At 62.1% G+C, this 21956-nt stretch carries 21 protein-coding genes; 10 read left to right on the plus strand and 11 right to left on the minus strand.

The genetic code is table 11. The features are described 5' to 3' along the window. Positions 1–92 precede the first annotated feature (92 nt). The 5 genes from rpoS to VVD49_RS20910 form a co-directional block, all read right to left on the minus strand. Positions 93–1031, minus strand: coding sequence for an RNA polymerase sigma factor RpoS (gene rpoS / locus VVD49_RS20890; RefSeq protein ID WP_327601179.1), 939 nt, complete (start codon positions 1029–1031; stop codon positions 93–95). A 9-nt stretch (positions 1032–1040) separates the two neighbouring features. Continuing rightward, positions 1041–2147, minus strand: a complete 1107-nt coding sequence (locus VVD49_RS20895; RefSeq protein WP_327601180.1) for a peptidoglycan DD-metalloendopeptidase family protein — start codon at positions 2145–2147, stop codon at positions 1041–1043. 8 nt (positions 2148–2155) lie between these two features. Further along, complete coding sequence (locus VVD49_RS20900) at positions 2156–2818, minus strand: protein-L-isoaspartate(D-aspartate) O-methyltransferase (protein WP_327601181.1); 663 nt, start codon at positions 2816–2818, stop codon at positions 2156–2158. Between the two features lie 130 nt (positions 2819–2948). Further along, positions 2949–3686 (minus strand): 5'/3'-nucleotidase SurE, encoded by a 738-nt coding sequence (gene surE, locus VVD49_RS20905; protein WP_327601182.1) that lies wholly within the window; start codon positions 3684–3686, stop codon positions 2949–2951. Between the two features lie 227 nt (positions 3687–3913). Then, entirely contained in the window at positions 3914–4195 is a 282-nt protein-coding gene (locus VVD49_RS20910; protein ID WP_327601183.1) for a hypothetical protein, read from the minus strand. Positions 4196–4398: 203 nt separating this feature from the next. Between VVD49_RS20910 and VVD49_RS20915 the strand changes: the two genes are divergently transcribed. Continuing rightward, complete coding sequence (locus tag VVD49_RS20915) at positions 4399–4632, plus strand: hypothetical protein (protein WP_327601184.1); 234 nt, start codon at positions 4399–4401, stop codon at positions 4630–4632. Between the two features lie 2 nt (positions 4633–4634). On the opposite strand, the gene VVD49_RS20920 is transcribed toward VVD49_RS20915, so the two are convergent. After that, a complete protein-coding gene (locus VVD49_RS20920; RefSeq protein WP_327601185.1) occupies positions 4635–5453 on the minus strand; it encodes an AraC family transcriptional regulator in 819 nt (272 codons plus the stop codon). Between the two features lie 116 nt (positions 5454–5569). Between VVD49_RS20920 and VVD49_RS20925 the strand changes: the two genes are divergently transcribed. Beyond that, on the plus strand, positions 5570–6829 hold the full coding sequence (locus VVD49_RS20925) for an MFS transporter (protein ID WP_327601186.1): 1260 nt from the start codon (positions 5570–5572) through the stop codon (positions 6827–6829). Here the strand turns inward: VVD49_RS20925 and VVD49_RS20930 are convergent. Further along, positions 6826–7473, minus strand: coding sequence for a TetR/AcrR family transcriptional regulator (locus tag VVD49_RS20930; protein ID WP_327601187.1), 648 nt, complete (start codon positions 7471–7473; stop codon positions 6826–6828). The genes VVD49_RS20925 and VVD49_RS20930 overlap by 4 nt on opposite strands. 133 nt (positions 7474–7606) lie before the next feature. On the opposite strand from VVD49_RS20930, the gene VVD49_RS20935 reads away from it, so the two are divergent. After that, entirely contained in the window at positions 7607–8896 is a 1290-nt protein-coding gene (locus tag VVD49_RS20935; protein WP_327601188.1) for an MFS transporter, read from the plus strand. Positions 8897–8988: 92 nt separating this feature from the next. Here VVD49_RS20935 and VVD49_RS20940 read toward each other — a convergent pair whose 3' ends face one another. Continuing rightward, a complete protein-coding gene (locus tag VVD49_RS20940; protein ID WP_327601189.1) occupies positions 8989–9270 on the minus strand; it encodes a DUF2502 domain-containing protein in 282 nt (93 codons plus the stop codon). Between the two features lie 353 nt (positions 9271–9623). Here VVD49_RS20940 and VVD49_RS20945 point away from each other — a divergent pair, with 353 nt between their 5' ends. Both VVD49_RS20945 and VVD49_RS20950 read left to right on the plus strand, forming a co-directional pair. After that, positions 9624–10835 (plus strand): sensor domain-containing phosphodiesterase, encoded by a 1212-nt coding sequence (locus VVD49_RS20945; protein WP_327601340.1) that lies wholly within the window; start codon positions 9624–9626, stop codon positions 10833–10835. A 169-nt stretch (positions 10836–11004) separates the two neighbouring features. Beyond that, on the plus strand, positions 11005–12045 hold the full coding sequence (locus tag VVD49_RS20950) for an amino acid ABC transporter substrate-binding protein (protein ID WP_327601190.1): 1041 nt from the start codon (positions 11005–11007) through the stop codon (positions 12043–12045). Positions 12046–12160: 115 nt separating this feature from the next. On the opposite strand, the gene VVD49_RS20955 is transcribed toward VVD49_RS20950, so the two are convergent. Further along, positions 12161–12535, minus strand: coding sequence for a hypothetical protein (locus tag VVD49_RS20955; RefSeq protein WP_327601191.1), 375 nt, complete (start codon positions 12533–12535; stop codon positions 12161–12163). 224 nt (positions 12536–12759) lie between these two features. Here VVD49_RS20955 and VVD49_RS20960 point away from each other — a divergent pair, with 224 nt between their 5' ends. Beyond that, on the plus strand, positions 12760–14124 hold the full coding sequence (locus VVD49_RS20960; RefSeq protein ID WP_327601192.1) for a condensation domain-containing protein: 1365 nt from the start codon (positions 12760–12762) through the stop codon (positions 14122–14124). 11 nt (positions 14125–14135) lie between these two features. Here VVD49_RS20960 and VVD49_RS20965 read toward each other — a convergent pair whose 3' ends face one another. Together VVD49_RS20965 and VVD49_RS20970 are read right to left on the minus strand one after the other, a co-directional pair. After that, positions 14136–14450, minus strand: coding sequence for a hypothetical protein (locus tag VVD49_RS20965; protein ID WP_327601193.1), 315 nt, complete (start codon positions 14448–14450; stop codon positions 14136–14138). Next, entirely contained in the window at positions 14447–14851 is a 405-nt protein-coding gene (locus VVD49_RS20970) for a hypothetical protein (RefSeq protein ID WP_327601194.1), read from the minus strand. The genes VVD49_RS20965 and VVD49_RS20970 overlap by 4 nt, the downstream gene beginning before the upstream one ends. A 217-nt stretch (positions 14852–15068) precedes the next feature. Here VVD49_RS20970 and VVD49_RS20975 point away from each other — a divergent pair, with 217 nt between their 5' ends. The 4 genes from VVD49_RS20975 (at position 15069) to VVD49_RS20990 (ending at position 21875) form a co-directional block, all read left to right on the plus strand. After that, a complete protein-coding gene (locus VVD49_RS20975) occupies positions 15069–16280 on the plus strand; it encodes an amino acid ABC transporter permease (protein ID WP_327601195.1) in 1212 nt (403 codons plus the stop codon). Further along, complete coding sequence (locus tag VVD49_RS20980; RefSeq protein WP_327601196.1) at positions 16277–17398, plus strand: amino acid ABC transporter permease; 1122 nt, start codon at positions 16277–16279, stop codon at positions 17396–17398. Before VVD49_RS20975 ends, VVD49_RS20980 begins: the two co-directional genes overlap by 4 nt. A gap of 9 nt (positions 17399–17407) precedes the next feature. After that, positions 17408–18130, plus strand: a complete 723-nt coding sequence (locus VVD49_RS20985) for an amino acid ABC transporter ATP-binding protein (RefSeq protein ID WP_327601341.1) — start codon at positions 17408–17410, stop codon at positions 18128–18130. 265 nt (positions 18131–18395) lie between these two features. Further along, positions 18396–21875, plus strand: a complete 3480-nt coding sequence (locus VVD49_RS20990; RefSeq protein ID WP_327601197.1) for a response regulator — start codon at positions 18396–18398, stop codon at positions 21873–21875. The last annotated feature ends 81 nt before the right edge of the window (positions 21876–21956 follow it).

Genomic DNA, 21956 nt, shown 5'->3' on the forward strand with positions numbered 1-21956 from the left:
AGGCCTCTTGTTTTACGCGGGGTGTCGCGGGCGTGGCCCCGCTCCTGCAGCATTGCTGCCCCTCAAATTGAAGAAGAGCTTGAAAGCGGATTCTAGAAAAGTACGTCCCGCGACACACCGCGGCGTTTGATCAGCCTACGGAGTTGTGCCAGCGCTTCCAGCTGGATCTGCCGGACACGTTCGCGGGTGAGATCCATCTGCGCGGCAAGGTCTTCCAGCGTCAGCACTTCGACATCGTCGATGCCGTAGCGGTACTGGATGACGAGACGCTGCTTGTCGGTGAGTTGCCCGATCCACTCGCGGATCAGCGATTCGACTTCGCCATTGTGAATGTTCAGCTCGGGACTGATCGCCTGTTCGTCGGCGATGGATTCGCCGATAGAAAGATTCGGATCGATATCGAGAGGCGCATCGAGAGAGGCAGTGTGCTCATTCAACGCCAGCACGGCGCGCACATCTTCAACCGGCCGCTCAAGCCGCTCGGCAATGGCTTCTGGCGTCGCACTGAAGCCATTGGAAGCCTCGAGCTGGCGCTGGGCGCGCAAGACCTGGTTGAGCTCCTTGACAACGTGCACCGGCAGGCGAATCGTGCGCGACTGATTCATGATCGCGCGCTCGATGTTCTGGCGGATCCACCAGGTTGCATAAGTGGAGAAACGGAAGCCACGCTCGGGATCGAACTTGTCGAGCGCGTGCATCAGACCGAGGTTGCCCTCCTCGACCAGGTCGAGCAGCGGAATGCCTCGATTGAGGTAATGCTTGGCGATGTTCACAACCAGACGCAGGTTGTGTTCGATCATTTTCTGGCGAGCTTCGAAATCGCCCTGCTTGACGCGGCGGGACAGGATGCCTTCCTGCTCCGCAGTCAGTAGCGGGTTTATGCCAATTTCATTGAGATAGATCTGGGTGACGTCGTTGAGAAACTCGCTCTCGGGTACAACGGCAGGCGCGACATCCGCAAATGCCTCGAGCTCGGCAGGAACATCGGCTTCCTTTTCTTCCGGTTCATCGAGGAATTCCGGTTCTGCCATGTAAGCCTCTCAACGCGTAGGTAGAAACTTCAACGGGTCGGCAGGTTTGCCCTGCTTGCGAACTTCGAAATGCAGCTTCGGTTTGTCAGAGTCACTATCACCCATTACGGCAATTTTCTGACCCTTTTGAACGCTCTGGTTTTCCTTTACCAGGATTTCCTTGTTGTGCGCGTACACCGAAGTGTACTGCGCTGCATGCTGGATGATGACGAGGTTTCCATATCCCCGCAAGGCCGAGCCTGCGTAAATCACTTTGCCACTCGCGGCGGCGACTACAGGGTCGCCAATCGCGCCACCAATGTCTACTCCTTTATTGCTGCTGTCATTGAAAGTACCGAGAACCTTGCCGCCCGACGGCCAGCTCCATTCGATACCTTCATCACTCGTTTTCACGGCGGCATCTGCAAGCGGTGCCGAGGAGCTCGATGCTGAGGCGACAGGAGCAGCGACCGGAGCCGAGCTCGCCGCAGAAGGTGCTTTGGGCACGGCAACGGGGGCAGAAGCCACGGCGGGAGCAGCCTTGGGTTCGGACTGTGCCAGCGCGGCTGCCTGCAGATCCTTCCAGGCTTTATCCGAGTAAGCCATGCGGCCACCGCGCGGCTCGGTCACAATGCCAGTAGCATTTGCACTTGCAACACCGCTCGCCACGACCGGAGCACTGGTCGCGCCACCCGCTACGGCGCCCGACTGGGTAGCCACAGGCGCTGACTGGTCAAGTGGGCGCGACTCGATGCGCGGCACCACGACCGGCCGAGTACCTGCACTGCTGGCTACAGGCGCCTCCGGCGGCTGCACGCGTAGCTCTTGCCCCACGGCGATCAGGGCCGGATTGTCGATGTTGTTCCAGGAGGCAACTTCGCGATAGGAATGGCCGTTTTCCATGGCGATGCTGTACAGCGTATCGCCCTTCTTCACGACGTAGTAGCCGGGACGTGCGGCAGCTGGCGCAGCCGGGCTCGAAGACACGCTCGGGGCGCTCGGACTGCTCACGACTGGCCCGACGACGGCCTTGGTACGCGAAGTGTCGCGCGTCTCGACTGGTGCAGGTGCTTTACTGGCACACGCCGCCAGCACTGCCGTCAGCAGCAAGCCTGAAAGGGTTTGAAAACGAGGCATGCGATCGTTCATTCGGTTCCTGGCAAAAGAGGGACGAAGCGTACCGCATCGAGGCGTGTTTCTTTGAAGCCGCCGTTCAGTCCATGCTCGATGAGCAGGATGACCTGATGCGTCGATCCCAATGGCATTACCATGCGCCCGCCTGGGGCAAGCTGCTTGAGTAACGCGGGCGGCACAGCATTTCCGGCCGCCGCGAGAATGATGGTATCGAAAGGTGCAATCTCGGGTAGACCGAGACTGCCGTCGCCGTGTTTCAGGCGGATGTTGGGAATTTTCAGCGGCCGCAGGTTGGCGCGCGCACGGTCGAGCAACTTTGCAATGCGCTCCATCGAATACACGTCGCTGGCCATGCATGACAACACTGCCGCCTGATAGCCGCAACCCGTCCCCACTTCCAGCGTCTTGCCAAGCGGGCGCCCGCCCGCTACCAGCAGTTCGAGCATGCGTGCCACGACGAACGGCTGTGAAATGGTCTGCTGGAAACCCAGAGGCAGCGCGGTGTCCTCGTAAGCACGACTGGCCAGAGCTTCTTCCACGAAAGCATGGCGCGGTACGCGATTCATGGCATCGAGCACGGCCTCGTCGCCGATCTTCAGCTTGCGCAGGTGTTCAATCATGCGACCACGAGCACGGGAGGCGGAGAGACTTGCGGAACGGGCGGCGTCGATCATGAATAAGCGTGCAATGAATCTGATGGAAACAGGACGGAGTGAATTCAGGGCCAAGGCCCCACAAGCCTTGTGGGCGGGCTCAAGCAGCTTTGCGTGAGCTCGTCATGTCAGCTTTTGTCGATCAAGCTTTTTACAGCCAGTTTGCCACGCCAGCGATCTGCGCGGTGTGGGTCAAGTCTATCTGCAAAGGCGTGACGGAGACGAAGCCATGCGCAACTGCATTGAAGTCGGTCCCCTCCCCCGCATCGGCCGCCTCGCCCGCGGCGCCGACCCAGTAGATCGTCTCGCCACGAGGGTTGCTGGCGCGAATGACGGGCTCGGCTCTGTGCCTGCGGCCAAGACGCGTCACGCGCGTGCCTTCGAGTTGTTCGAAAGGCAGGTCCGGCACGTTCACGTTGAGCAGAGTTGGCGCGCCGAAAGGCTCGGCGGCGAAACGTTCAACGAGCTGGCGAGCAATGCGCGCGGCAGTGGCGAAATGCGAAGCCTGCTTGCCAACGAGTGATACTGCAATCGCCGGCACGCCGAGCAGGAAACCCTCGGTAGCTGCCGCCACGGTGCCGGAATAGATGGTGTCGTCGCCCATATTGGCGCCGTGATTTACGCCTGAGACAACGATGTCAGGCAGGTGATCGAGCATGCCTGTCACGGCCAGGTGCACACAGTCAGTGGGCGTGCCATTGACGTAGTAGAAACCATTGGGCGCGCGCCGCAGTTGCAAAGGGCGATCCAGCGTCAGCGAGTTGCTGGCACCGCTGCGGTCTCGTTCGGGGGCGACAACGGTGATATCGGCAATCTGGCTCAACTCGGCGGCCAGCGCCGCGATGCCAGGTGCGAAATATCCGTCGTCATTGCTGAGCAGGATACGCATCAAAAATCCCCGGACAAGGCGCCGGGCAGTCCTGTTGGTCGAAGGAGGATTATATAGGCGCAGCGGCCCGGAGTCCGCGCCGTGCAACGTCCGGCTGCGCCGACGCAAGGCACTTGTCAGCGCAGAAGGAAATGCGGGAGAAACCTGAGGAAGACGCCATGCCGAACGGCCTGGCTGAGAGAAAGCCTGCAGGCCGCGCGATCGCAGGCCTGCGGTATCGAGGACGATCAGTCGCTCGCCAGGCTGTCAGCGAAGACGCTGTCGGAATTGCCCGGGAATTCGAAACGCTGGAAGGCCTTGCGGATCGATGCGCTGTGACGGCTCGCGCCACGGTCGAGGAAACGGATGCCGAGCGCTGCGCCATTGCGTGCCAGAGTCATGAACGAATAGTGCCAGCGCTGCGACTCGGCGAGTCGTTCGGTCAGCTCGGATTCGTTGGAAATCTCGACGCCCGCTGCTTTCAGGGAGTCAATAAACTCGGCGTACGATTCTTTGGCGGCTTGGCCCATGCTTGTCTCCAGAACACTGATGTTGTGTGTCATGGGCAAATAACGAGGCTTTTACGTGCAGGTTGACAACGAAAATCGATTTCGCGTCGGCGTAGTTGTGAAAAAGCGTCAAATCGGGCGCGGATTGCCGCCTGGGGCCCGGCGGGCAAGGATTTTGCGGGCAATGGGCATCTGCCAATAAATGCCCGTCCAGGAGGCCCGCCATGAATGCCCAAGTGCAACAAGCCTACGAAGTATGGAAAAAATCCGCCGCCGAATTCATTGCCGAGATGGATAACGTCATTGCCGGGCAGCCTGCGGGCGGCCGGCTTACCAGCACAATGGCCAGCGTCGAATTCGCCTTCGACATGCTCGACACCCAGTATCGTGAAACCCGGCCCTTACCCAGCGAGCCTGCGGGCCTGGCCGCAAATGTCGAACACCCTGCTGAACACTAGCCTCACTGAAAGAAACTACTGGGGGCGACGCCGAACTGGCGCTTGAACATAGTCGCGAACGCGGTCGGGCTGTTGTACCCCAGCTCCAGCGCCACATCCACGACGCGGGCTCCGCCAGCCAGGTGCTCCAGCGCCGCCAGCAGACGCGCCTGCTGGCGCCATTGGCCGAAAGTCATGCCTGTCTCGCGCAGGAACAGGCGGTGAATCGTTTTCGGATCCACCTTCAAACGCACCGCCCACTCCCCGGCGGTCGACTGATCGTCCGGCGTTTGCGTGATCGTCTCGCAGATCCTTTGCAGGCGCGGGTCTTCGGGGCGCGGCAGGCTCAGGGGCAGGCTTGGCATCTGCTGCACCTCATCGAGCAGGAAGCGCATCAAGCGCCCATGACGGGAGTCCGCGTGGTATGGCAAGGGCACTTCGACTGCTGCGAGCAGCAACTCACGCAATAACGGCGAGACCCCCAGCACCGCACATTGCGTGGGTAATCCCGGCGCCGCATCAGGGCGGATGAAGGCGGTCCGCATCTCCACCTTGCCCACCATGCGGATCGAGTGTTCAACACCCGCCGGCATCCACAAGCCGCGCGAGGGCGGCACGATCCATTGCCCGATCTGCGTGCTCACGACCATGACGCCACGTACGGCGTGGATCAACTGGATGTTCGGGTGGTCGTGGCGCGGCGTCTCGTGGTCGGGCAGATAGTCAGCCGCCAGCGCCGTTACCGGCATCTCGGTGCGGTCGTAAAGCGTGTACGGCGCCGCAAAGCCCTTCAACAGACTGTCTGGATCCGGGGTGTGAGGACGTATCTTCGGCGTCTCCATGGCATGTCCATTTCTCGAAGGCTCAAGCCATATTCTCGCAGGACGGGCAGAAACTCCGCCAGTAGCATTGCAGCTCCAATGGAAGACCAGCCCTTCCATTGCCCCTGAACCCGCTCATGTTGCAGACCAGACATCCCATGGACACCAGCGCTACAGCCAGCAACGCCGCCGCCCCGAACGCCGAACGCACCCGTTTCCGGGTGCTCGGCGCCATCAGCGTCTCGCACTTCCTCAATGACATGATCCAGTCGCTGATCCTGTCGATCTATCCGCTGCTCAAAGGCACGTTCAGCTTGAGCTTCACGCAGATCGGGCTGATCACGCTGACCTACCAGGTGACTGCATCGCTGCTGCAACCACTGGTGGGGCTCTACACGGACAAGTACCCCAAGCCGTATTCGCTCGCCATCGGCATGGCTAGCACCCTATTCGGCTTGCTATTACTCGCTTTTGCACCGAACTTTGAAACAGTGCTGGTTGCCTCGGTGTTCGTCGGCACCGGTTCGTCGATTTTTCACCCGGAGTCTTCACGCATTGCGCGTCTTGCCTCGGGCGGCCAGCACGGCCTCGCGCAATCCATCTTCCAGGTCGGCGGTAACGCAGGCAGCGCGGCAGGTCCTTTGCTGGCAGCCTTGATCATCATCCCGCACGGGCAAAGCAGCCTCGCCTGGTTTGCGCTGGCAGCCCTGCTTGCCATCGGCATCCTGTGGAAGATTGGCGCCTGGTACAAACGCCAGCAAGTCGGCGGTGCCCTGCGTCGCAAGGCTGCCAGCGCCACGCACAAGGCGCTGCCGACGCGCACCGTGGCCTGGTCGATGTTCGTGTTGCTGATGCTGATCTTCTCCAAGTTCTTCTACATGAGCAGCATCAGCAGCTATTACACCTTCTACCTGATGAGCAAGTTCCACCTCTCGGTGCAATCCGCGCAGGTGCATCTGTTCGTATTCCTGTTCGCCGTTGCGGCCGGCACGATTCTCGGCGGGCCGATCGGCGACCGCATCGGCCGCAAGCGCGTGATCTGGGCATCCATTCTTGGCGCGGCGCCTTTCACGCTGATCCTGCCGTATGCCGACCTCATGTGGACGGGCATCCTGACCTTCGTCATCGGCCTGATTCTCGCGTCGGCTTTCTCGGCGATCCTCGTCTACGCGCAGGAACTGGTGCCGGGCAAAGTGGGTGCCGTGTCAGGCATGTTCTTCGGCTTCGCTTTCGGCATGGGCGGCATCAGCGCGGCGGTGCTGGGCAGCCTGGCTGACCAGCACGGCATCGAGTATGTTTATCGCCTGTGTGCGTATCTGCCGCTGATCGGGCTGATCACGGCCTTCCTGCCAAACATGGAAAAGCACAAGCTCACGCCCGACAAGGCAGTCCGCTAGTCCGCCGCGTCGCAGGCCGTCGCGATCATGGCGGCGGCGACCTGTGGCAAGGCTGCAATCAGGGGGTGGCCGGGGGCATAGGTTTGCGTCGCCGTGTAGCCGCCCTCGATGAGGAGCGCGGCACCATCCGCCAGCGCTTGCGGATCGCGCGCGCCAGCCTGCGTTGCCAGCTTCAGCAAGCGTGCCATCAGCTGCTTCTTGTTCTCCGCGACCACGCCGCGCACAGGGTGTGCGGGGTCCGGAAACTCCACGGCGATGTTCACGAACGGGCAGCCGCGATAGCCGGGCCGGCCAACGCGCTCGGCCATGTCCACGAACACCTGCTGCAATTGCTCGCGTGGCTTGCCGGGGTGCTTGGCCACGCTGGCATCGAAGTACTTCCAGAAGCGCGCCTCGCGCCCAGCGAGGTAATGCAGCATCAGCGCGTCTTTCGACGCGAACTGTCGGTACAGGCTCATTTTATTGACGCCCGCCCGCTTCACGATGGCATCGACCCCCACCGCGCGCGCGCCCTCGCGGTAGAACAACTCATCGATCGCATCGAGGATCTGCGCCTGCGCGTCCTGCGCCTGCGTCACCTTGCGCGGCCGGGCCTTTGGCGCCTGCTCTGCCACGGCGTTTGTGTCATTGATCTCATTGCCCATTGCGTCACCTCCCTGCGGAAGCCTTCCGGCCACGTTCCACTTGGTTCGCTTGACATGTTACCGATCGGTACATAGCATTACAAGCATTGTTACCGATCGGTAACATCATTCAAGCCAGTAGGGAGAACTGCACATGCAGGCAGTCGCACAATGGGCGCAGAAGCGCATCGGGAACCGCTTCCACTATGCGTGGATAGCCGTCGCATTGACCTTTCTGGTCATGCTCATCACAGCCGGCACGCGCGCCACGCCCAGCGTGATGCTGGTGCCGCTACAACAGGCTTTCGGCTGGGATCTGGCGACCATCTCCGTCGCCCTGTCGATCAACCTCGCGTTGTTCGGCCTGATGGGCCCATTCGCCGCGGCGGCCATGGAACGCTTCGGTCTGCGCGCCACCGTGCTGAGCGCGCTCGCCATCCTCTGCGGTGGCATCGCCCTCTCCAGCCTGATGCAGAAGAGCTGGCAGATGTGGCTGCTGTGGGGCTTCGTCGTTGGCTGCTCGACCGGCGCAACGTCAATGACCCTCGGCGCAACGGTGGTCAGCCGTTGGTTCAAGGAACGTCGCGGCCTTGCCATGGGTATCCTCACGGCCAGTTCGGCCACTGGCCAGCTCGTCTTCCTGCCGCTGCTGGCCAGCATCGTCGAGCGCTACGGCTGGCGCCCCGTGGTGTTGACGGTGGCAGCCGGTGTCGCGGTGGTCATTCCGCTGGCATTCCTGTTCCTGCCCGAACGCCCGGCCGCGCTGGGCCTGCCCTTGTACGGCGAGCCTGCCAACGCGCCACTGGCACCGCCTGCGAGCCGCAAGAATCCAATTGCCATCGCATTCGGCGCCCTTGGCCGGGCAGTCAAAGTACGTGATTTCTGGCTGCTGTTCTTCAGCTTCTTCGTGTGTGGCGCCAGCACCAACGGCTACATCGGCTCGCATTTCATCGCCATGTGCGGCGACTACGGCCTGAGCGCCGTGCAAGGCGCCAGCATCCTGGCAGCCATGGGCGCACTCGACCTGGTCGGCACCACGGCATCCGGCTGGATGTCGGACCGCTTCAACAACCGCGTGCTGCTGTTCTGGTACTACGGCCTGCGCGGCCTCGCACTGATCTACCTGCCGTATGCATTTGGCCTGAGCTACTTCGGCCTGCCGGTATTTGCCCTGTTCTATGGCCTCGACTGGATCGCGACCGTACCGCCCACCGTACGCCTGACCAACGACGTGTTCGGCGCGCAGGATGCCCCCATCGTCTTCGGCTGGGTCGTGGCCGGTCACCAGCTCGGTGCAGCATTCGCCGCCCTGCTCGCCGGCGTGCTGCGCAATAGCCTCGGTACCTACACGGTCGCAACGATGATTTCCGGAGCCCTCTGCCTGGTAGCTGCGGTGATGGTCCTGCGCATCAACCGCCGCGCTCACGCGCTGGTGCCCGCTTGATTCCGCTCAGGATTGCCGCCAGGACAAGGCGGGTAAGCAAACGGCCGCAGATGCGGCCGTTTTCTTGATGCAGGAAAGGCAGATAGAAGCGCTCAGCACTTCCCCTTCTTGGCCTGCCCGGGCGGACAGCCGCCATTCCCCTTGCCGCGACCGGTGTAGTACTTCTCGCCCTTGGGGCCATTGTGTTTGCGCCAGTAATCCTGATCACGGTACTCCCCGCCGTCCCAGTAGTAGCCCCTGCTATCGCGGCTGCCAAAGGTGATGCTCACCCCGGGCGCCTGGATACGCGCACTGCCTATATCAACCTGGACGTCGGCAGCACTCGCGCCCCAGGCGCTGCATGCCAGCATGATTGCAATGATGGATTTCGTCATGAAGCCTCCCTGGAGGTATATGAAAGCTGCGCCACGATCAGGCGCAATTGCGTAAAGCGCCTGATTCCACTCTATATCCAGATGACGGCAACGCCAATTCCAGTCAGCTCTCCGGCACACCAGACAGACCGGAAAGCTTTCCGTGACCTGCAACCCGACGCAGACCGCATATTCATAGTGCATCTTCAGCATCGACGAAATCACCTATATCACTTTGGCATTTTCTTTCCGATACTCATTGACTGAGTGCCGTGGTTTTGCAGAACGCTACGGAAAGCCCAACCAGACGGGGAGCACGGCTAGACATGAACCTTGGCGAAACGAATCACCTCTCCAGACTACTCCCCGACCTGATGCCACATGGGGCATCTCCTTCAAACAACACTGATCAGACCATCGACAGGATCTTGCATGCCATCCGCACTCATCTCTGCATGGATGTGGCATTCGTGTCCGAGTTCATCGGCACGGAGCGCTTTTTCCGCCAGGTCGACGCAGCGGGCTGGACACCGATCCATGTCGGCGACTCCGTGCCGCTCGAGAACGGCTATTGCCAGCGCGTCGTCGACGGTCGCCTGCCGCGCCTGATCCCCGACACCACGGCCGTGCCCGAGGCGATGGCCCAGCCGGAGACGCTGGCCATCCCGATCGGCTCGCACCTGAGCGTACCGATCCGCCTCAGCGACGGCAGGGTCTACGGCACCTTCTGCTGCTTCTCCTTCATGCCTGACCAGAGCCTCAACGAGCGCGACCTGCAGATGATGTCGGCATTCGCCGATCTGGTTGCGTACCAGATCGAATGCGAACTCGCCAGCTCACTGGCGCGTCGCCTGAAAACCGAGCGCATCGAAATGGCCATCCGCCAAGGCGGGCCGGACATCGTCTTCCAGCCCATCTACAGCCTGCTCGACAATCATCCGATCGGCGTCGAATGCCTGTCGCGCTTTCGCGGCGCCCCGCCCAGCCCTCCCGATGTCTGGTTTGCCGATGCGGCCGAAGTCGGCCTCGGCACGAACCTCGAGCTATGCGCCATCAGCCGCGCAATGGAGGCCATCGACGCCCTCCCCGAGAACATCTACATCGCGCTCAATGCCTCGCCGGAGACGATCCTGAGCGGCCGCCTGCCTGCGCTGCTGCGCTCATCTGACTCACGCCGCATCGTCCTGGAACTGACGGAACACGCCCACGTGGACGACTATCCGAGCCTGATGCGCAGCCTCGAGCCGCTACGCGCCCGCGGGGTACGCGTCTCGATCGACGATGCGGGCGCCGGCTACGCAAGCATGCGTCATATCCTCAGCGTGCAACCCGACATCATCAAGCTCGACATCAGCCTGACACGCAGTATCGATACCGATCCCACCCGGCACGCCCTCGCGGCAGCCCTCATCGAGTTTGCGCGCCAGACCGGCATCAGCGTGCTGGCCGAAGGCGTGGAGACCGCTGCCGAGCTGGAATCCCTGCGCTCACTGGGCGCCGCCAACGCGCAAGGCTATTTCCTCAGCCGCCCCCTGCCACTGGCTGACGCCATACGCTGCGCGGCACTCAAGCCCGGCCACGCCTGAAGCCCTGCCCTCCCGCGCGTCCGCTACAGAAGCGCCCCACGCGCGGGAAAGCTAATTCACTTCTCTTCGTATCGTCCGACGGCCAGCGCTGCTAAGCTCTTGCGCTGATCAGATCCATGCGCGGCCCAACCCGGCCGGCCTGCTCCACTCTCTCGCCAAGGGACGACATATGAAACGCCAGCCTTTCAACATTGCCCTCAAGACAGCGCTTGCAACACTCGTCTGTGCTGCCTTCAGCCTGCCCGCCTACGCTGGCAAGACCATAGACACCATCAAGCAGCGCGGCGCCATCCAGTGCGGTGTCAGCACCGGCGTTGCCGGCTTCTCGCTACCCGATAGCCAGGGCAACTGGTCGGGGCTGGATGTGGACACCTGCCGCGCCATCGCAGCCGCACTGCTGAGCGACCCCAAGAAGGTGAACTTCGTCCCCCTCAACTCGCAGCAACGCTTCACGGCCATCCAGTCCGGCGAGGTCGATCTGCTGGCGCGCAACACCACCTGGACACTGACGCGCGACGCCTCGCTCGGCCTCGAGTTCACCGCCATCACCTATTTCGACGGCCAGGGTTTCCTCGTCCCAAAGAAGCTCAAGGTCACCAGCCCGAAGCAACTGAAGAATGCCGAGATCTGCGTACAGTCCGGCACCACCAACGAGAAGAACCTGGCGGACTATTTCCGCACGCTGGGCATCAAGGTCAAGCCCATCGTCTTCGAAGGCTTCGAGGCTTCATACAAGGCCTTCTTCTCCGGTCGCTGCCAGGCCTACACCACCGACCTCTCCGGTCTCGCCGGTTTGCGCAACAAGGAAGCCAAGAATCCTGACGACTATGTCCTGCTCGCCGACATCATCTCCAAGGAGCCCCTCGGCCCGGCCGTACGCCGCGGCGATGACGAATGGTTCAGCATCGTGAAGTGGACCATCTTCGCCCTGATCGAAGCAGAGGAGAACGGCATCACCCAAGCCAACGTCGACGAACTCAAGGCCACCAGCAAGGATCCGGTCGTTCAGCGCATCCTCGGCACCTCGGAAGACAGCGGCAAGCTGCTCGGTCTCGACAAGGACTGGGCCTACCGCGCGATCAAGGCCGGCGGCAACTACGGCGAGATCTTCGAACGCAATGTCGGCCCGAAGTCGATACTCAAGCTGCCGCGTGGCCTGAACAATCTCTGGAACAAGGGCGGGATTCTGTACGCACCGCCCGTGCGATAAGCAGTAGTGACAACGACAACGGCTCGCAGATGCGAGCCGTTTTCACGTGGGGGCTGATATGGGACGTCCAGGTGGCGTCCACGGGGTGTCGCATAGGCGAGGCCCCTGCGCGCTACTACGACCGACTTGCCACTTTCTGCCCCACCCCAAGCACCGATGCGCGCAAGACCGGCATGGTCGCAAAGACAAGCAAGGGAGACAGGAAGGCATCGAAGAACAATGCGCTGATCAAGGCCGTGGCGAGCAAGCCCCCGGACAGGATCAGCCCTGTGACATCGCGCGCAATACCATTGCTTCGCCACAGGCATGCAAGTCCTGCACCCATCGCGATCGCCAGGGACCATCCGGCAAGCGGTGCGTGGGCAAGGCGATACGGGGTTGTCCGCGGCGTCCACGGCAGCTCCAGTCCAAGATGAGGGGTGAGCATGATCGCGAGGAGGACCAGGAACAGTCCTGACAGAAAACCACTGCCTTGCGTGTTCATCTTCATATCTGCGCGGGTAACCCGACCGGTGTGATGGCACGCAAGGCTAGCATCCAGCTGTCGCGGTATGCAGCGCGGATGGATTGACGGTTTCAAAACGGTATCCGTCCGGCAGCAGATCGCGTCAGCGGAAATGCATGTTCTGCTGTATAAGCCGTCGCAAGAACATCCCGCAGAGCGGTGTGCCGCCTTGGTTTGCGAGCCATGGCCATGTAAATCGCATTCAAGACATGCTCAGACTCGAACACCACGACGACTGCAGGCTTCTCTCATTCCAGGAAGAGCAAGCCGTGCGCTGGCTCATGAACAGCCACGGCAGGGCCTCCAACGTGAACGCGGCCATCTCGTTTGCAGGCGAAATCTCCCCGCTTCTGCTCCTGCAATGCGTCGAGGCTGCCTGCAAGACCTACGACGGGCCGAGAACCCGCTTCCGGCCCGACGCACAGGGGCGGCTTGTCAGGCACATCATGCCAATCGATGCATGCCCCATCGAGTTCATCGTATTGCAGCACGGTGACGCAATCGGGGATCCCGCGGTCTCCGCGGAAGTCGCGGCCTTCTGCGACAAGCCGTTCGCCTTCGAATACGAGAACTGGCTGCGCGTGCTGCTGATCCACACGCGTGAAGGCTCATCGGTGATTGCGATGAGCATGCCGCATGTCATCGCCGACGCCACCTCGATACGTCTCATGATCTCCAGCGTGTGGCGCGACTATGGCTTGCTTGCGCAAGGAGCGAAGCCCGTGCCACGCCAACCGCGCTACAAGCTTGTCGATTTTGTCGCCAGCCAGAGAGCCTGGGCAGCAACGCCTGACTTCAGCGCGCGTCTGCATCGACTCATCGACTGCACAACCAGCGGCATTGCGCAGGCCCGGCGGGAACTGCCGTCCGGCTATGCCAGCTCGGCACTGCAAGTGCGGCCATCCATTGCTGTTTCACAGAAATTGCCGCAAGCGCTCTGCGACGGGCTCCATCGAATATCGAGGCAAACACAGACGAGTCTGCACACGGTATTGATGTCGGGCGCGATGCTGGCCCTGTCATCGCTATTCCAGCGCCGCCATCTCTGCATTCGCCTGCCATTCTCGAACAGGGCGCATCAGGGCGCAGATGACATCGTAGGTTTCCTCGCCAACGATGTCCCCATGCCCTTCGCGATCGAAGAAGGCCAGGACTGCCGGTCCTTGATCAGGCGCGTGCAGCGCGACACGTTCTCGATGATGCGCTTTGGTGCCGTGCCATGGGCAGTCGTCAAGGCGCATATCCAGGAAGCATCCATCCGCAATCCTTTCGAGGATTACCTGATCAACGTGTTTCCCGCGCTGGACGATATCGCAGCAGAGGGCCCATATCGTGCAAGGCCCTTCCCGATGCGCTTTGCCGGCTTCACCTCGAACGACCTCAAGGTGTGGATGCAGACAGTAAACGGCCAGGTTGGCCTGTCGCTGCGTGTCGGCGCCGAAGACAGACAGCGGGCGGAAGAACTCTACATGCCAGAGGTCATTCGCGTCATTTCCGCGATGGTCGAGTGGCCAGATGAATGCGTCGGCAGGATCCTTGATGCGTCTGGAGTGTCAGCAAGCGAAGCGCATTGAGCCCGGCATTATCAGGCGCGACGTAGCAAGGAACCATCGGAATTCGCCGCTTCTTTATCCCTGCAGGTCGCGTAGTAGGCCTTCTTGTGATCGAGCTGATAGAAAAGTATTCCGTGAATGCCCTGAGCGTCACGTTTCGGCACCCTTCTGCCCCAAAGACTCCCGAGCGCTCTGCGCAGGGCTTCAGTGTTCCCGCGATCCCGGACCTCATCGATGAAGGCAATGTCCTCCCACTCAGGAAAGATCAACGCAAACTCTTCCTCGGTCGCTGCGAAGATGTCGTAGACACAGTTCTCTGCGCCGTCGATGACCTGGATATTTTTCATTTTTCCGGTACCGGTGAGTCACGCCGCAAATGCCATGCACCAAGGATGCCGAACAACGCGCCTCCGAAGACAATTGCGGAGTAAACAAGCAGCGCGAACGGCAGCCCGACCACCCCATCTGCGGTCATTGCGGCGGGCTGGATGAAGATCAGCAGGAAGCTCGCCGACAGACTCCCGGTCAGCGCGCCCGTCAGGAATTTTCCATGCGGAAAAAACCTTGCCGCGACAAAACCGCCAAGCATCAAGGCCGGCGGAAGTACAAGACAGGGAAGCCACAACAGCCACAACTCTGTCTCGATCGAAAGGGAGAAAAAAAGAAACGGAAGCGTAAAGACAAGCATTGCCGTAGCGAAAAGACTCGCTCCCAATCCCAGCAGCAGCGCTTTGATACGGAGCTTCATTGTTCGGTCGCTTTCAAGTTCATCGAGGGACTGCAGCCAGTTGTGAACGATCACTGCTCACGGCACGCGCAACAGCACCAAGTCAGGCTTAGTCCATGAGCATACGCAAGAAGCGACTTCAGGGCAGCCTACCGGACCGACGCGGCCCTTCGTGGCATCAGCCCGGCTCGGCGAGAATTGTCTTCAGAGACGCCCTTCGAGGCTTTACCATTGAGCCATGCCTGCCAAGCCTCATCCCTTGATCGCCTCCCGCCCCCCCCCTCCCGATAACCGGCGCACTGCGTACATCTGGCGCAACCGCGCCCTGCAACTCGTCGTCCTCGCCATCATCGGTCTCTTGGTCTGGTATCTCATCGGCAACACCCTCGCCAATATGCGTGCACGCGGCGCGCACGCCGGCTTCGACTTCCTGCTCGATCCGGCGGGATTCGAGATCAGCGAGGGGCTGTTCGGTTATGAGTCGGGGCAGCCTTTCTGGCGGGCTTTTCTCGTCGGGCTCGGCAACACCGTGCGTGTGGCTTTGAGCAGCATCGTGGTGTGCACGGTGCTCGGTACGCTGCTGGGCATCGGACGCTTGTCTCGTAATTTCCTGCTGCGCAGCCTGTGCACAGCTTACGTGGAGCTCGTGCGCAATGTGCCGATCCTGTTGCAGCTGCTGATGTGGTACTTCGTACTCAGCGACATGCTGCCGACTTCGGACGAGGCCCTGTCTCCCCTGCCCGGCCTGTTCCTCAGCAAGAGCGGGCTGGTGTTTCCCGTGCCGGCTTCGCCGCTGAGCTGGATCTACGCCGGTGCTGGTTTGCTATTGGGCGTGACGGCAAGCTTCCTCCATCTCCGGCGAGCCAGTCGCGTGCTGAGCGATAGTGGCCGACAGTTGCCGCGTGTGTGGCCGGTGGTGCTGATGGTCTGCGGCGGCATCGCACTCGGCTATGCCTTGGGTGGCCTCATCGGCGACACGGGCTGGGCCTTCGACCTTCCTGAGAAGAGCGAGATCAATATCTCGGGTGGCGCGGCCGTGACACCAGAGTTCCTCGCAGTGTTTCTTGGCCTGTCTACTTACACGGCTGCTTTCGTTGCGGAGGTGGTGCGCGCCGGCGTGCAGTCAGTCCAGCACGGCCAACTTGAGGCTGCGCGCGCGCTGGGGCTTGGCCGTGTGCAGCAGCTGCGGCTGGTGATCCTGCCGCAGGCGATGCGCGTGATCCTGCCTTCGCTGACGAACCAGTATCTGAACCTCACGAAGAACTCCTCACTGGCGGTGGCCGTCGGCTACCCCGATCTGGTGTCCATCGCCAACACCTCGCTCAACCAGACGGGCCGTGCGTTTGAATGCGTGGCGATCATCATGGCCGTGTATGTGTCGCTATCGATATTGACTGCGCTGTTCATGCATCGCTTCAACCGGCGTGCGGACCTGAAGGGGCTTGCATGAGCCTCAGCTCCGTCGTGCATTCGCCCATTCCACCGCGCTCGGCACCGGCGCGCACGCAAGGCTTCGTCGCCTGGGCGCGCAACAATCTCTTCTCGGACTGGCCCAACAGCATCGCGACAATCCTGCTGCTGGCCCTGCTCGGCTGGTACGTGCCGCAGCTCATCGACTGGGCGGTGCTGAAGGCCGTGCTGCGGCCCGATGTCGATGCCTGCCAGGCCACGGCAGGCGCGTGCTGGGGCGTGGTGTCGGAGAAGTACCGCACCATCCTGTTCGGGCGTTATCCGTATGCGGAGCAATGGCGGCCACTGGCGGCTGTGCTGCTGATGCTGTCACTGGTCGGCGTGAGCGCGGTGCCGCGCATGTGGCGCTGGTATCTCTTACCACTATGGCTGCTGGGAACGACGCTCTTCGTGGTGCTGATGGGTGGCGGTGTGGCGGGCCTCACGCCGGTGAAGAGCAATCTGTGGGGCGGCCTGCCGCTGACTGTGCTGTTGTCACTCGGTGGCATGTTGTTGGGATTCCCGCTGTCCATCCTGCTGGCCATGGGGCGTCGCTCTGAGCTGCCGGTGGTGCGCACGCTGAGCGCGACCTATGTCGAGCTGATCCGCGGTGTGCCGCTGATCTCGGTGCTGTTCATGGCCTCGTTCATGTTGCCGCTGTTCCTGCCACAAGGCGTGAAGCTGGATGTGCTGATCCGCGTGCTGGTCGGCATCGGGTTGTTCGCCGCGGCCTACATGGCCGAGATCGTGCGCGGCGGCCTGCAGTCGGTGCCGCGCGGCCAGGTCGAAGCTGCGCAGTCGCTCGGCCTTGGTTACTGGAAGACGCATGGTCTGATCCTGCTGCCGCAGGCGCTGCAAGCCGTGCTGCCCTCCTTGGTGAATAGCTTCATCGGCAACTTCAAGGACTGCTCGCTGGTCACCATCGTCAGCCTGTACGAACTCACCGGCGCGCTGTCGCTGGCACTCGGCGGCGATGTGGTGTGGCGGCCGTTCTTCCTTGAGGGCTACCTGTTCGTGGCCTTCATCTACTGGATCTTCTGCTTCGGCATGTCGCGCTACAGCCTGCGCATCGAACGCAAGCTGTCACATGGGCAACAGCGGGACCAAACGAGAAACTGAACGATGAGCATCATTGAATTCGACAAGGTGAACAAGTGGTTCGGCCAACACCATGTGCTGCGCGACATCGACCTCAAGGTCGAAGCCGGCGAACAGGTGGTGATCTGCGGCCCGTCGGGCTCGGGCAAGTCGACGCTGATCCGCCTGGTGAACCGGCTGGAGGCGCATGAGGAAGGTCGCCTCACGGTGGATGGCATCGTCGTGGATGACAACGGCAAATCCATCGAAGCGATCCGCCGCAAGGTCGGCATGGTGTTCCAGCAGTTCAACCTGTTCCCGCATCTCTCCGTGCTGGAGAACCTGACGCTGGCGCCGGTGTGGGTGAATGGCATCGCGAAGAAGGATGCCGAGGCGCAGGCCATGCAGCAACTGGAACGCGTGCACATCGCCGAACAGGCGCACAAGTACCCGCTACAACTCTCCGGCGGTCAGCAGCAGCGCGTCGCGATTGCACGTGCGCTGTGCCTGGCGCCGCGCATCCTGCTGTTCGACGAGCCCACCTCGGCGCTCGACCCGGAGATGATCAAGGAAGTGCTGGACGTCATGAGCGAGCTGGCCGCACAGGGCATCACCATGCTGTGCGTCACCCACGAGATGGGCTTTGCGCGCTCGGTGGCCAATCGCGTGATCTTCATGGATGACGGCCAGATCATCGAGGAAGCTCCGCCGGCAGACTTCTTCGACAATCCGCAGAGCACGCGCCTGCAGGAATTCCTGTCGAAGATTCTATAGCCACAGGCGCTGGCTGCCGCCACAATACGGGCGGGGTGGAATCGCATGACATTCGGGATATGTCGGCCCGGAACAGTCCACGGCTATTTTGTCTGCTATATGGGGCGGGTGGTACCGCGCAGTCGGCAGGGAGAGAGCCCTGCCCCGCGTCAGCAAGCCCACGCCGCGGCTGGCAATTTGCCCGGTCTCGAAAAATCGGCAATTCAAATAAAGGGAGACACACCGTGGTGGATTTTCAGGCGACAGTCCGTGGTGAGGTGCGGGCATGAAAGCGCTTCCACAGTTCAATGACGTGACACCCGGCCTGCCGCGCAAACTCCTGCCGCCCGGCACCCTGCTCGGCTTCATTCTCGCCGTTGTCGCGGTACTGCTCATATCCTTCGTCACCTACAGCGCCATGCAGGCGCGCACGGTAGCGGCCGAGCGGATGACGCGCAGCGTTGAAGTCATGGAGCAGGTGCAGACCCTGCTGTCGGCCATCAAGGACGCAGAGACCGGCCAGCGTGGTTTCTTGCTGACCGGCAACGAGTCCTATCTCGCGCCTTACACCAATGCCAAGGCAGACCTGCCCGGCCTGTTCCTCAATCTTCGCCGGCTGGTGGCCGACAGCCGCATCCAGTCGCAACGTGTCGACTCCCTCGATCAGCTCGTCACCGAGAAGCTGGCCGAACTCGGGCAAACCATTTCCCTGCACCGCTCTGGCGACGACTCGGGCGCGCTCGAACTCGTACGTTCGGATCGCGGCAAGGCCTCCATGGACCGCATCCGCACCGTCACCACGCAGATGCAGAACGAAGAGCGCTCGCAACTTGCCGACCGCCAGACTGAATGGCGCGATGCGGTCACGCTGTCCACCGCCGTCTCGTGGGGCGGCTCGGCATTGCTGCTCATATTGATCGCTGGCGCAGCGGTGATGACCTCGCGCGAATTCCGCGCCCGCGAAACCGAAGCGTGGATCAAGACGGGTCTGGCAAACCTGGCGATTGGCACCCAGGGTGACCTGCGACTCGACGTGCTCGGTGACAGGGCACTGAGTTTTCTTGCGAAATACATGGGTGCGCAAGTCGGCGCCGCGTATATCGCGGAGAGTGATGGCCGTTACCGCCGCGTCGCAACCCATGCGGGCCCCGCTAATGGTGATCATGACCTCCTGCGCCCGGGTGACGGCCTGCTCGGCCAGGCCGCGAAGGAGAACCGCGCGCTGTATATCGACAACGTGCCGGAAGACTATCTGCGCATCACCTCGTCACTGGGTCATGGCAGGGCGCGCTCGCTGCTCGTCTCGCCCGCCAGCGCAGATGGCACGGTGCAGGCAGTCATTGAACTGGGCTTCTTCCGCAATCTGCAAGCAGCAGACCGGGAGCTGCTGGACCGCATCTCCGAGCCGCTGGGCATTGCCGTGCGCTCCGCCAAGGACCGCAGCAAGCTCGAGGAGCTGCTGGAGGAAACGCAGCGCCAATCCGAAGAGCTGCAAGCGCAACAGGAAGAACTGCGCGTCAACAACGAAGAGCTGGAAGAGCAAGGCCGCGCGCTGCGGGAATCGCAAACGCAGATGGAAGCCCAGCAAGCCGAGCTGGAGCAGACCAACTCGCAGCTCGAAGAGCAGACCCAGCAACTCGAGCACCAGAAGGACTACCTCGCCAATGCGCAGCGCGTGCTCTCCGACAAGGCTGCCGAACTCGAACGCTCCAACCAGTACAAGAGCGAATTCCTCGCCAACATGAGCCACGAGCTGCGCACGCCGCTCAATTCGACGCTGATTCTTGCCAAGCTGCTGGCCGACAACAAGGACGGCAATCTCACGCCCGAGCAGGTCAAGTTCGCGCAAACCATCTCCGGCGCCGGCAACGACCTGCTCACGCTGATCAACGACATCCTCGATCTGGCGAAGATCGAATCGGGCAAGGTCGAAGTCAACACGGAGGCCGTCAACGTCGCCAACACCGTGGAGTCCCTGCATCGCAGCCTGCTGCCGATTGCCGCCGAGAAGGGCCTGGCCTTCAGCGCCAGCGTCGAGCCCGGCACGATTGAACGCGTCTCGACCGACCCGCAACGCCTCGGCCAGATCCTGAAGAACCTGCTGTCGAACGCCTTCAAGTTCACCGAGAAGGGCGAAGTCTCCCTGCGTGTCTTCTCGAATGCCGACAGCGTGCTGTTTGCCGTGCGCGACACCGGCATAGGCATTGCCCAACAGCAGCAGGAAGTCATCTTCGAGGCCTTCCGCCAGGCCGATGGCAGCACCCACCGCAAGTACGGCGGCACGGGGCTGGGCCTCTCCATCTCGCGCGATCTGGCGCGCCTGCTCGGTGGCGACATTGCCGTGCGCAGCACCGCCGGCAACGGCAGTATCTTCACCTTGTCACTCCCGCTCGCCTATACGCCGGGCATGGAGTCAAAGGCCCCGCGTGGTCTGCAAGCCCCGCCGGAAGACAGCCCTGCCCGCAGCCGCGAGGCTGACCCGGCACCGCCTCTGCCGACCCGGCCCAGCAGCCAGCGCATGGCCGCCACACTGGCGCCGATCGACATCGAAGACGATCGCGACAAACTCACGCCCGGCGCACGGCTGATCCTGGTGGTGGAGGATGACGTGCGCTTTGCCGCCATCCTGCGCGACCTTGCGCACGAGATGAGCTTCCAGTGCATCGTCACGCACACCGCCAACGACGGCCTCAATGCCGCCATGAAGTACCTGCCCAGCGCGGTACTGCTCGACATGAACCTGCCCGATCATTCCGGTCTCGGCGTGCTCGACCAGCTCAAGCACGATCCACGCACACGGCATATTCCCGTGCACGTCGCGTCAGTAGCCGACTACACGCAGGAAGCACTGGAGCTCGGCGCCATCGGCTACGCCCTCAAGCCCGTCAAGCGCGAACAACTCGTCGACGCGCTCAAGCGCCTCGAAGCCAAATTCTCGCAGAGCCTGCGCCGCGTGCTGGTGGTGGAAGATGACGAGCGCCAGCGCGACAGCATCCTGCAACTGCTCTCCAACGACGATGTGCAGATCACTGACGTCGGCAATGCCACCGATGCCCTGGCGCAACTGCAGTCGAATACCTTCGACTGCATGGTGATGGACCTCAACCTGCCCGACCTGAGCGGCTACGAGCTGCTCGACCGCATGGCCGAGCAGGACGCCATCTCGTTCCCGCCGGTGATCGTCTACACCGGTCGCAGCCTGACCCGCGACGAAGAGCAGAAGCTGCGACGCTTCTCCAAGTCCATCATCGTCAAGGACGCGCGCTCGCCCGAGCGCCTGCTCGACGAGGTGACGCTGTTCCTGCACCAGGTGGAATCCAATCTGCCTGCCGAAAGCCAACGCATGCTCAAGGCCGCGCGTGATCGCGATTCGGCACTCGAGGGGCGTCGCGTCCTCGTCGTCGAAGACGATGTGCGCAACATATTCGCCCTGTCCAGCATCCTCGAACCGAAGGGCGTGAAAGTCGAAATTGCGCGCAACGGCAAGGAAGCGCTCGACGCCCTCGAACGCGCCCTCGCCCCCAACGGCAATGGCATCGACCTCGTGTTGATGGACATCATGATGCCGGAGATGGATGGCTTCACCGCCATGCGCGAGATCCGCAAACGCGCCGAGTGGAAGCGCCTGCCCATCGTCGCGCTGACGGCCAAGGCCATGCGCGACGATCAGGAAAAGTGCCTTGCTGCAGGGGCCAACGACTACATCGCCAAGCCGCTGGACGTCGAGAAGCTGTTGTCGCTCGTGCGCGTCTGGATGCCCAAATAAGGCGCCCCCAGGCAGGCACGCAAGCCTTGCTGGCAAGGCGCGGCCCGTAGCAATCGCGGCTTGGCAAGCACGCTTGCCGAG

Origin of the sequence: Uliginosibacterium silvisoli (assembly GCF_036017035.1) — a bacterium.
Classification (GTDB): Bacteria; Pseudomonadota; Gammaproteobacteria; order Burkholderiales; family Rhodocyclaceae; genus Viridibacterium; species Viridibacterium silvisoli.